The 10,438-nt window shown below is 75.2% G+C and carries 10 protein-coding genes; all 10 read right to left on the bottom strand.

The features are described from left to right. Positions 1-112: 112 nt before the first annotated feature. Positions 113-523: a methylmalonyl-CoA epimerase gene (mce, locus tag ACEQ2X_RS24255; protein ID WP_370328474.1), complete on the bottom strand. Its 411-nt coding sequence runs from the start codon at positions 521-523 to the stop codon at positions 113-115. Between the two features lie 126 nt (positions 524-649). Next, on the bottom strand, positions 650-1,783 hold the full coding sequence (locus ACEQ2X_RS24250) for an SIP domain-containing protein (protein WP_370328473.1): 1,134 nt from the start codon (positions 1,781-1,783) through the stop codon (positions 650-652). A 96-nt stretch (positions 1,784-1,879) separates the two neighbouring features. Continuing rightward, positions 1,880-3,724, bottom strand: coding sequence for a bifunctional homocysteine S-methyltransferase/methylenetetrahydrofolate reductase (locus ACEQ2X_RS24245; protein ID WP_370328471.1), 1,845 nt, complete (start codon positions 3,722-3,724; stop codon positions 1,880-1,882). Between the two features lies 1 nt (position 3,725). Next, positions 3,726-4,622: a cytochrome c oxidase assembly protein gene (locus tag ACEQ2X_RS24240; protein WP_370328470.1), complete on the bottom strand. Its 897-nt coding sequence runs from the start codon at positions 4,620-4,622 to the stop codon at positions 3,726-3,728. Next, the gene (locus ACEQ2X_RS24235) at positions 4,619-5,263 is read right to left on the bottom strand and encodes an SCO family protein (RefSeq protein WP_370328469.1); all 645 of its coding nucleotides are present in this window, start codon (positions 5,261-5,263) and stop codon (positions 4,619-4,621) included. Before ACEQ2X_RS24235 ends, ACEQ2X_RS24240 begins: the two co-directional genes overlap by 4 nt. A 45-nt stretch (positions 5,264-5,308) precedes the next feature. Beyond that, a complete protein-coding gene (locus ACEQ2X_RS24230; protein ID WP_370328467.1) occupies positions 5,309-5,764 on the bottom strand; it encodes a copper chaperone PCu(A)C in 456 nt (151 codons plus the stop codon). Between the two features lie 140 nt (positions 5,765-5,904). Continuing rightward, entirely contained in the window at positions 5,905-6,717 is an 813-nt protein-coding gene (locus ACEQ2X_RS24225) for an ECF transporter S component (protein ID WP_370328466.1), read from the bottom strand. Beyond that, entirely contained in the window at positions 6,714-8,333 is a 1,620-nt protein-coding gene (locus tag ACEQ2X_RS24220) for an ATP-binding cassette domain-containing protein (protein WP_370328465.1), read from the bottom strand. The genes ACEQ2X_RS24225 and ACEQ2X_RS24220 overlap by 4 nt, the downstream gene beginning before the upstream one ends. After that, the gene (locus ACEQ2X_RS24215) at positions 8,330-9,415 is read right to left on the bottom strand and encodes a CbiQ family ECF transporter T component (protein ID WP_370328464.1); all 1,086 of its coding nucleotides are present in this window, start codon (positions 9,413-9,415) and stop codon (positions 8,330-8,332) included. Before ACEQ2X_RS24215 ends, ACEQ2X_RS24220 begins: the two co-directional genes overlap by 4 nt. Position 9,416: 1 nt before the next feature. Continuing rightward, positions 9,417-10,403, bottom strand: coding sequence for a hypothetical protein (locus ACEQ2X_RS24210; protein ID WP_370328463.1), 987 nt, complete (start codon positions 10,401-10,403; stop codon positions 9,417-9,419). Positions 10,404-10,438 lie beyond the last annotated feature (35 nt).

Raw genomic sequence — 10,438 nt, 5'->3', positions numbered from 1 at the left:
TCTGTCACCTTCGTTCCGGAGGGCGAGACGAAGGTGACAGACCCCGGTCATCGGGAGGCGGGCCACGGTGTCGGTCGGGCCGGGTCCCCCGGTCCCCGGAAGGCGGGGTGGGCTAGTGGTCTTCGTCCTCGACCAGCTCGACGAGCACGCCACCGGTGCCCTTGGGGTGGACGAAGGCGACGGTGTGGCCGCCACCTCCCGGGCGGGGCTGCTCGTCGATCAGCCGCACGCCCTCGTCGCGCAGGTGGTCGAGCTGGCCGGCCACCGAGTCCACGCCGAAGCCCACGTGGTGCAGGCCCGGGCCGTTCTTCGCCAGGTACTTCCCGACCGGCGAGTCCTCCCGCGTGGCCGCGAGGAGCTGGATGTAGACCCCGCCGACGTTGAGCATGGCCTCCTCGACGCCGTCGGACTCGACGACCTCGCGGTACTCCGGCGTCAGCCCGAACGCGCGCTCGTAGAAGGCGAGGGACTCGTCGAGGTCCTCCACGGCGATGGCGATCTGATCGATGCGGGTGACGGTCACTGCGGGCTCCTCCGGGTCGGTCGTGGGCCCATCCTCACCGGCTGCACCGTGTGGGGGCAAAGCCGGCCCCTCAGCTGATCCGGCCCAGCTGGTCGCCGCCGGCGGGGCCCCCGGGTCACCGCCCCCTCACCCGCGCCGGCGCCAGTACCCCGTCATGCGCGTCCGGTCGGCGGCCATGCCGCGCTCGTGGCGGAGGTGGTGGCGCACGGCCGCGATCTGGCGGGTCTCGGCGGCCCCGAACGCGTACAGCCCGTCGAGGTCGAGGTCCAGGCCGCGGACCGCGTCGACCAGCCCGGTCCCGGTCCCAGCCGGCTCGCCGTCCCGGAACACCCAGCTGACCTCCACCCCGGGCCGGGCGGGCAGGTCCACCGCGTGCGAGGGGGCGGCAGCCTCGACGACGACGGTGGCCGTCCACCCCTCGTCCAGCTGCTCGAGGATCGTGGCGATGGCGGGGAGCCCGGTCTCGTCGCCCACCAGCAGCACCGACCGGGTCCCGGCCGGCGGGTCGTACGTGGACCGCGGCCCCCACAGCGCGACCGGATCGCCGACCCCGACCTCGGCTGCCCACCCGCCGACCCCCTCGTCGTGGCCGTGCAGGACGACCCACAGGTCCATCTCGTCCGCCTCGGGTCGCCAGCGGCGGACGGTGTAGTAGGCCGCCGGCGGGTGGTCGGCGACGGGTGCCTCCTGCAGCTGCGCCATCGTGAACCCGGGCGTGACCGGCCCGCCACCCGGCGCTGCGGTGATCAGGTACAGGAACTGGTCCGGCGCGATGGGCGCGAACCCCTCCAGACCCCCGCGCACGGTCAGCTCGCGCATCCCCGGGGTCAGGTCCCGCACGGCGGAGACGGTCGTGACGAAGGTGGCCAGGTCCTGGGTGCTGGCCAGCTCCTCCTCGATGCTGGTCAGGGGGACGCGCTCGCCCACCGCGGTCCGCGTTCGCGCGATCAAGCCGAACACGTCGGCGCGCACGGCGTCGACGTCGGGTCGCTCGGCGTCGAAGGGCAGCCGGACCGGTCCGTGCACCCCGTCGGTGCGCCGCACCCACAGGTCGAGGCCGTGCGGGTCGACGCCGGCGATCTCGGCTGAGTGCACCTCGGAGGGGGAGAAGCCCGCCCCGAGGGCCATCAGGCCCACCGTGTCGGCGTGGTCGCCGTTGAAGTGGTCGGCGACCTCCGCCAGGACCGCGGCCGACTCCTGGTCGAAGCCGGTGACGCGGATCTCGATGGCGGGGACGGGCGGGGCGACGTCGCGGGACATGCAGGGCACCTGTCGAACAGAGGTAAGGGTACCTTAACCTACCGCCGCGTCGACCGGCCCCGCAAGCCGACCGGCCGGGCGAGGACGCCCGCGGCGTCAGGCGCTGGCCACGACCTCCGCCGCGAGGTGGTAGCGGCCGAGGGACGGGATCACGTAGGCGCCGGCGACGACGGGCTTGACCGCGGCGAGCAGCTCCTGGGCGATCCGGACGCCCTCGGCGGGCGCATCCTCCCCGGCGGCCTCCAACCGCGCGAAGATCCGCTCGGGGATCGTGATGCCGGGCACCTCGTTGTGCATGAACTTCGCCTGTCGCGTGCTGAACAGGGGGATGATGCCGATGAGCACGGGGAGAGTGAAGTCGCGGTCGTGCCGACGGGCGTAGGCGGCGTGGAAGCGCTCGATCCGCTCGGGTTCGAACACCGCCTGGCCGAGGGCGAAGTGGGCTCCGCCGGCCTCCTTGCGCTCGAGGACGTCGAGCTCGTGCTCGAGGTCGTCGGCGCACATGTTGACCGCGCAGCCGACGGTGAAGCTGGTCGGTCCGCCGATGGAGCTGCCGGACAGGTCCTCCCCGGCGTTCATCGAGCCGGCGATGGTCCCGATCAGCGCCGAGGGGGCGATGTCCACGTCGTCGCCGGCGTGCGGGAAGTCGCCGATCCGGGTCGGGTCGCCCATCGTGACGAAGAGGTTCCGCAGGCCCATGGCGTGGACAGCCAGCAGGTCCCCCTGGATGCGCAGGAGGTTCCGCCCGCGGGTGGGGAAGTGCAGGATCGTCTCGAGCCCGACCTCGGCCTGCAGAGCCTGGCCGACCGCCCACGGGCTCATGCGCATGCGGGCTGCGGGGCTGTCGGCCACGTCGAGGAGGTGGGCGCCCGCGTCGCGCAGGAGCGCGGCGCTCTCGAGCACCGGCCCGAAGTCGTGGCTGCGCGGCGGCGTGACCTCCACGGTCGTGGTGAACCGGCCCTCGGCCAGGCGGGCGGCCAGCTCGGTCGGCCGTGCCGTGGCGGCGGCCTCGGCCACCGCCGGCGGCTCCACGACGTGTGCCGGGGGCAGCTCCACGATCGCGGTCGGGTGGTCGAGCTCGCGGCGCATCGCCCGGACGTGGTCCGGGGTCGTCCCGCAGCACCCCCCGACCAGGGCGGCGCCCAGCTCGCGGAGGACGGCGACGGACTCGGCGAAGTAGGCGGGGCTGGCCCGGAAGATCATCCGGCCACCGACGCGCTCGGCGTAGCCGGCGTTCGGCTGGGCGGCGATCAGCGCATCGGGGGCGGACTGGCGCATCGCGGCCACGACCCGGCGGGTCTGGGCGGGCCCTCCGGAGCAGTTGACGCCGATGACGTCCGCGCCAGCGTCGAGGAGCTCGCGGGCGACCCGGCCCGGCAGGTAGCCGAGCAGCGTGCGGTCGTCCCGACCGAAGGTCATGTGGGCGACGACGGGTGTGCCGGGAGCTGCCTTCCGGGCGGCCTCGATCGCGGCGGTCAGCTCGCCGTGGTCGGTGAAGGTCTCGAACGCCAGGAGGTCCACGCCGGCGAGGGAGGTTATCTGCTGGGCGAAGACGTCCCGCGCGATCCCGCGGTCGAGCCGGCCGTAGGGCTGGACCCGGTCCCCGAGCGGCCCGACCGCACCCGCCACGAGCACGCCCCCGTGCGCATCGGCGACCGCGCGGGCCACGTCGACGCCGGCGCGGTTCAGCGCCTCCACGTCGTCCGCGCGGCCAAGCACCCGTGCGTTGGCCGCGAACGTGTTGGTCGTGATCAGCTCCGCACCCGCGTCCACGTAGTCGCGGTGCACCTGGGCGACGACCTCGGGCGCGGTCAGGTTCAGCTCCTCGAACCCGCCCTCCAGGGCCTGCTCGATGCGCGCCTGCAGCAGCGTCCCCATCGCCCCGTCGGCGAGCAGCGGGGTCGTGCGCGACCGGAGGTCCTCGACGAACTGGTCGGCCACGTCAGCTCCGCGACCCGGACACGGGCGCGCGGCCCTCCCACGACCGGACCTCCGCGGCCATGTCGGCCTCCGTGGCCTTGCCGCGGTCGATGCGCTCCTGCCGGGTGGCCCAGCGCAGGAACAGCGTGGCGATGATGATCCACAGCACGATCCCCCCACCGATCTTCATCGTCAGCCCCGCGATGCGCTGGTCGGCGACGATGTCGTAGCCGAGCCAGACGGGCGGGGCGAGCTCGTAGAGCCCGAAGAGGGGGAGGGTGGCGAAGGTCAGGAACGACGCCGGCACGGTCGGGACGATCGACTGGCCGAAGAGGAAGACCTCGCGGGCGGGGTCGCCGAGCCGCGGGATCTCCTCGAGCTTGCCGATGACCGGCCACCACATGATCAGGCCGCCGAGCAGCCACAGCATGTCCAGCCCGAACGATCCGGCCTGCCAGACCTTGAGGGTGTCGACGACGGGTGGGAGGTGGGTGACGACCAGCACGACGTTCGCGATGGCTAGAGCGAACGGCCAGCGGGTCACCAGACGGGTGGCCCGCAGCACCCAGCTGTTGGTCGTCAGCAGGCGCCGCCACATCCACTGGGGGGTGCCGATGATCAGCAGGGGGGCGACCAGGAGCGTGTAGACGAGGTACCGCAGCATGCCGACGCTCAGCAGGTAGCCCGCGCCGAGCGGACCGAGGGGCCACTCCGACACCGCGACCAACCCGAGGACGGCGCCGAAGAACGCGGCGTCCTGCCGGCCGGAGCGGACGGCGCCGTCGGGCGCCCAGCGACGCCAGGCCAGCTCGCGCAGCCCGATGACTGCGCTGGCGAGGAGCCACACGCCGATGAGGGGGCGGTAGGTCCAGGTCCACGGCTGGCCTGCGCTGCCGGAGCACCACCAGGAGACGGTCATGTGAGCGTGCCCTCTACGAGGTCGGGGAGGTCTGCGATCCAGTGTGACGTGCGCACGCCGAAGGGGTACTGGAACTCCGCGGGGCCGTCGGGCCCGAACGCCAGGACCTGGCCGGGGTGCCCCACGGTGTAGTACTCGCCGCTGTCGGGATCGCCCTCCAGCACCGCCTGCGGCAGGCCGAGGTCGTCGGCCAGCGCGTCCAGCGCCTCACGCGAGCCCGTGGCGCCGGTGAAGCCGGGGTCGAAGGCGTCGAGGAACGTCCGGAGCACCTCCGGGGAGTCCCGGTCCGGGTCCACGGAGATGAAGACCACGTCCAGGTCCCGGCCGGCCCGCAGGCCCGTCTCGTCGAGCGCCCGGGCGATCGCCGCCATGTGGACCGGGCAGATGTCCGGGCAGCTGGTGTAGCCCATGAACACGAGCGCCGGCTTGCCGGCCGTCGCCTCGGCCAGGTCGAAGGGCTCGCCGTCGGTGCCCACGAGGTCGGTGTGGGGCCGCGGCACGGGCTCGGCGAGCGCCTGCCGCGCCAAGCCCGTCCCGGCGGTGTCGATGGGCTGGGGCAGCTGGGCGGTCGTGGACGACGGCGTGCACGCCGCGAGCACGAGCACGAGCGCGCAGGCGGCCAGCAGTCGGGGGGCGGTCATGGCCCGCCCCAGTCTGTCGCTCCGCGCCACCCGTGCCGCCGGCGGTCAGCCCGCGTCGAGGAGGTCGGTCGCCGGGACCTCCACCGACACCGCCTCGTCGCCGAAGTGGAGGGTCAGCTCGAGGGTGTCACCCACCGCGCGCGGCTCGGGATCGATCAGCATGATGTGGTCGCCGCCCTCGGTGAGCGTCGCCGTCCCGCCGGCCGGGATCACCAGCTCGTCGGCCATCGACATCGTCACCGCCCCGTCCTCGCCGATGGCGGTGTGGTGCAGCACCACCTCGGTCGCCGCGTCGCTCGACACGCCGGTGAGGACCACGTCGTCATCACCGTCGTTGGTGATGTCGAGGTACACCGCGGCGGTGCTGGTGCCCGCCACGACCGGGCTGCGGGCGTCGGTCACCGACACGTCGAGACCACCACCGGAGCCGCCGCAGCCGGCGAGCGCGAGGGTCGTCGACATGAGGAGGGCGAGGGCGCGGAGGGGGGTGAGGTGTCGCATGGCCAGGGAGCGGTCGGTCGCGGGGTCGACCCGTCAGCCTACGTCGGGGGATCGGTGCGCGGCGCGGGGAGGCTGGTGCACGATCCGGACCTCCCTCGCATGACGGCGAGGATCTGCGCGATCCGCCGGTCGTCGCCCGATCACCGCGCCGCACCCGTGGCAGCCGACGGCTCGAACGCCGGGGTCGCATCGAACGCGGCGCGACGCGACGCGCGCCGGAGGGCGCCCAGCACGGCCGGCCCGACGAGGAGGATCGCGACCGCGTTGGTGATCGCCCGCCCGGTGTCCCAGCCGAGCGACGAGGTGGCGACCGTGTAGAGGACGAAGCGGTGGAGGTTCTCGAGCACCGCCGCACCCGGCACGTAGGACAGGGCGGTGTCGCCGCCGAGGATGAAGGGCCAGAAGGCGAGGTTCATGCAGAACCCGTAGGCGAAGGCGCTGATGGCGCCGTAGAGCGCCAGCAGCGCGAGCTCGAGACGCCCGCGGAGGCGTGGTCCGGGCAGCAGGCCCGCACCCATGCCGACCCAGGCAGATGCCAGCATCTGGAACGGCAGCCAGGGTCCGACGCCGCCGGTCAGCAGGGCGGAGGCGAACAGCGTGGTGCACCCCAGCACGAACCCGGCACCCGGGCCGAGGACCCGCCCGGCCAGCACCAGCAGGAAGAAGACGAGCTCGATCCCGGCCGTCCCCGCCCCGAGGGGCCGGAGGACCGCCCCGAGTGCCGACAGGACGCCGATGAGCGCGAGCGACTTGGTGTCCATGCCCCCCTCGGTCAGCTCGACGAGCACCACCGCGAGCAGGACGGGGAGCAGCGCGACGAACACGAACGGAGCGTCGGTGTCGTGGGCGAACCCCGGTGGCGGGTCGATGAGCAGCGGCCAGCAGAACATGACCAGGCCGGCGAGGGACGCCAGGGCGAGCACCAGCGCCGACCGGGGGCGGATGCCGATCACGGCTCCGCCACCGCCCCCGCGAGCGCGTTCCGCACCTCGTCGACGGTCAGCCAGCCGCCGGGCGCGAGGACCTTCGCGACCTGCGGGGCGAAGGCGGGGGAGGCGACGACGACGTCCGCGGTCGGCCCGTCCGCGACCAGGTCGCCCTGGGCGAGGACCACGACCCGGTCGCAGGCGCTGGCGACGAACTCGACGTCGTGGGTGCTCACGACCACGGCCGCCCTGTCGGCGGCGAGTCGGCGGAGCACGGCGGTCAGGCGCTGCTTGGCGCGCTGGTCCAGCCCTCGGGTGGGCTCGTCGAGGAGCACCACCCGGGGCTCGGCGGTGAGCTGCACCGCCAGGGCGAGGGCGAGTCGCTGCCCCTCGGACAGGTCCCGCGGGTGGGTGTCGCCGGCGATCGCGCCGACGAGGCCGTCGAGCAGCGCCCGGCACGAGCCCGAGGGGGCGTCGGACTCGTCGTCGGCCTGGGCGCACTCGGCGTCGACGGTCGACAGGTACAGGAGGTCCGAGGGCGTCTGGGGGACCAGGCCGACGAGTCGCCGCGCGCCTCGCGGGTCGAGGCCGGCAGGGTCCTGGCCGGCGACCACCACCTGCCCGCCGTCGCGGCGCCCGCTGCCCTGCAGCGCCCACAGCAGGGAGGACTTCCCCGACCCGTTCCGGCCCATCAGCGCGACGACCTGGCCGGCGTGCAGGTCGAGGTCGACGTCGCGGACGGCGGGGGTGGCGCCGTACCGGACGTGCAGCCCTCGGGCGGTCAGGAGCGGCCCGACGGCGGGGAGGGGCGGGGCGCTCGGCGTGGGGAGGGCCTGCAACCGGTCACGCAACGGCCCGGCGGCCCGACGGGCGTCGCGGACCGACAGGGGGAGCGGCGACCACCCGGCCAGCCGTCCCAGCTGGACGACGGGCGGGGCGACGGCTGCGGTCGCCATCGCCGCGGCGGGCGCGTCCGCGGTGACGGTCCGGTCCGCGTGGACCTCGACGACGGTGTCGGCGTACTGGATGATGCGCTCCAGGCGGTGCTCGGCCACCACCGCGGTCACCCCGAGGTCGTGGACGAGGCGCGTGATGGCGGCGAGGACCTCCTCGGCGGCCGTCGGGTCCAGGGCGGAGGTGGGCTCGTCCAGCACCAGGACCCGGGGGTGGGCGGTCAGCACGGCGCCGATCGCGACCCGCTGCTGCTGCCCGCCGGACAGCGTCCGCAGCGCCCGGTCGCGCAGGTCGGCCACGCCGAGCAGGTCGAGGACCTCCTCGACGCGCTTCCGCATGACCTCGGGAGCCAGGCCGAGCTGCTCCATCGTGAACGCGAGCTCCTGCTCGACGGTGTCGGTCACGAAGCCCGCCGCCGGGTCCTGGGGGACGACGCCGACGACGTCGGCGAGGTCGCGGGGCTTGACCGCGGCGGTGTCGTGCCCGGCGACCTCGACGCGGCCGGACAGCAGCCCGCCGGTGAAGTGCGGCACCTGCCCGTTGATCGCGCCGAGCAGCGTCGACTTGCCCGCGCCGGTCGGCCCCACGACCAGGCAGAGCTCGCCCTCGGGGATCTCGAGGTCGACGTCGCGCAGCGCCGGCGCGGTGGCCCCGGGGTAGGTGATCGTGACGGAGGAGAAGCGGATCACCGCCGGCTCACCGCCTCGGGCGGCGGGGCGACGACCGCCGCGAGCAGCGCCGCGACGACTCCGGCGCCCGCCAGGGTCGGCAGCTCGGGCCACGTGAGCGGCGGGACGGGCGGGTACACGGCCGCGGGGGACCACTGCCCGGCGAGGACCACGGCCGCCCCGGCCACCACCCCGAGCACGGCCACGCCGACCTCGGGGGCGGCCCAGCGGTCGGGTCGGTGGACGGTCCGCCCGACGCGCCGCCCCGCGAGGATCGTGCCGGCGGCGGCGAGCAGGGTCCCGAGGACCAGCATCGGGCTGCCGAGCGCCCGGGGGGCCGTGCCGTCGAGGAGGCCGTAGAGGCCGATGCAGAGGCCGCAGACGCCGGCGAGCAGCAGGCCGGCCGTCAGGGTGCGCTGCCGGAGCGGGACGTGCCGTGATCGCCCGTAGCCGCGAGCGTCCATCGCGGCGGCGAGGGCGATCGACCGGTCGAGGGCGTCCTCGAGGACGGGCATCAGGGTCGCGCCGAGCGGGCGCAGGCCCCGGACGTTCCCGCCCCGCAGTCGTCGGGCCCGCCGCACGCGGCCGATGCTGGTCACCAGCTGCGGGGCCACGGTGAGCGCCACGACCACCGTCGACCCGATCTCGTGCAGGGCGGCGGGCAGGTGGGTCAGCAGCCGCTTGGGGTCGGCGAGGAGGTTGGCCGCGCCCACGGCCACCAGGAGCGTGGCCAGGCGCAGGCCGTCCTGCAGGGCCGCCACCAGCCCCTCGGCCGACACCGGCCCGCCCAACCTGATGCCGGCGGCCACGTCGGGGAGCGGCAGCTCGGGGAGGGTGAAGAGGACCGTGGGGCCGACGTCGGCCCCGAGCACCACGCGGAACGCGACGCGGAGGACCACCACGGTCGCGGCGAGCAGGAGGTAGGTCCGCAGGCCCAGGGCCCAGGGGGCGGCCGGCCGGCGGGCGGCGACGACGGTCAGCACGACCGCCAGGATCAGGGCGAGGAGCAGCAGGTTGGTCGTCCGGCTCGCCGCCGTGGCGAGCCCGAGCGCCCAGAGCCACCAGGCCGCGGGGTGCAGCGGGCGAGCCGGACGGGTCCGCACGTCAGCCCTGCCGCCGACGCCAGGCGACGACGCTGGCCGTGCCGACGACGGTGGTGAGCAGACCCGCGCCCACGATGGTCGACGTCGGCGGGCCGTCGGCGTCGTCGGCGGCCACCGCGAGCGTGGCCTCCCGGTCGTCGGGGGCCTGGGTGGCCGGGATCCGGTCGGTGGGGGAGGGACGGGCCGTCGGGTCCTCGGTGCCGTCGGCCTGGGCCAGCGGCGTCGTGGGCGTGTCCTCCGGCATGGTGATGCGTGCCGACGGTGTGGGGCGCGGGGTGGCGGACGGCGGCTCCGCGGCCGGGTCGTCGTCGCGCCCGCCCGCCCCGGCATCGACGGCGTCGTCGGCTCCCGCGTCCGCATCTGCGGCCGGCGGTGGCGGCGGTGGCGGTGGCGGTGGTGGCGGTGGGGGCGGGGGCGGCGCAGGTGGGGGATCCGGCGCGGCCGGCCCGGGCACCTGGGGTGCCTCGGCCTGCTCGGGGTCGTCACCACCCGGCGCAGGGGGTGGCGGCGTCCGCGGCGGTTGGGCGGTCGTCGGACCGGTCGTCGCGGCCCCTCCGGCGGTCGAGAAAGCCCACCCCTCGACGCTGCCCGGCGGCGGGGTGCGCGAGGCCGCCCCGACGTCGGAGTACGTCCACGTGCCCCCGCGCTCGGCGTGCCAGTAGGCCCAGTAGGCATCCGGCGGCGGCGTGTCCACGCACGTCTGGTCCGCCGGACGGCCCTCGAGGGTGCACACGAAGCCCGGCTGGCTGGTCACCTGCCGGACGGCGATGCCCGCCCGGGACAACGCGTCGAAGCCGGACGACACCGGTCCCGGCGCGCAGCGGACGATCGTGTCACCGCCGAGGTCGCGGAAGTCGACGACGACCGTGACCCCCGCGTCGTCGGTGCAGGGGCCTGCGGTCGGCTGGGCCGTCGCGCCCGTCGCCCCGACGAGGCCGCTGCCGAGCAGGCACGCGACGAGCCACAGCGTGCAGGCGGCCGTGCGCATGGGGCGCGTCGGGAGACCCACCACCCCGGTGGGTC

This window comes from Euzebya sp. (assembly GCF_964222135.1).
In the GTDB taxonomy this organism is placed as follows: domain Bacteria; phylum Actinomycetota; class Nitriliruptoria; order Euzebyales; family Euzebyaceae; genus Euzebya.
This window is presented reverse-complemented; position numbering and strand designations above follow the sequence as displayed.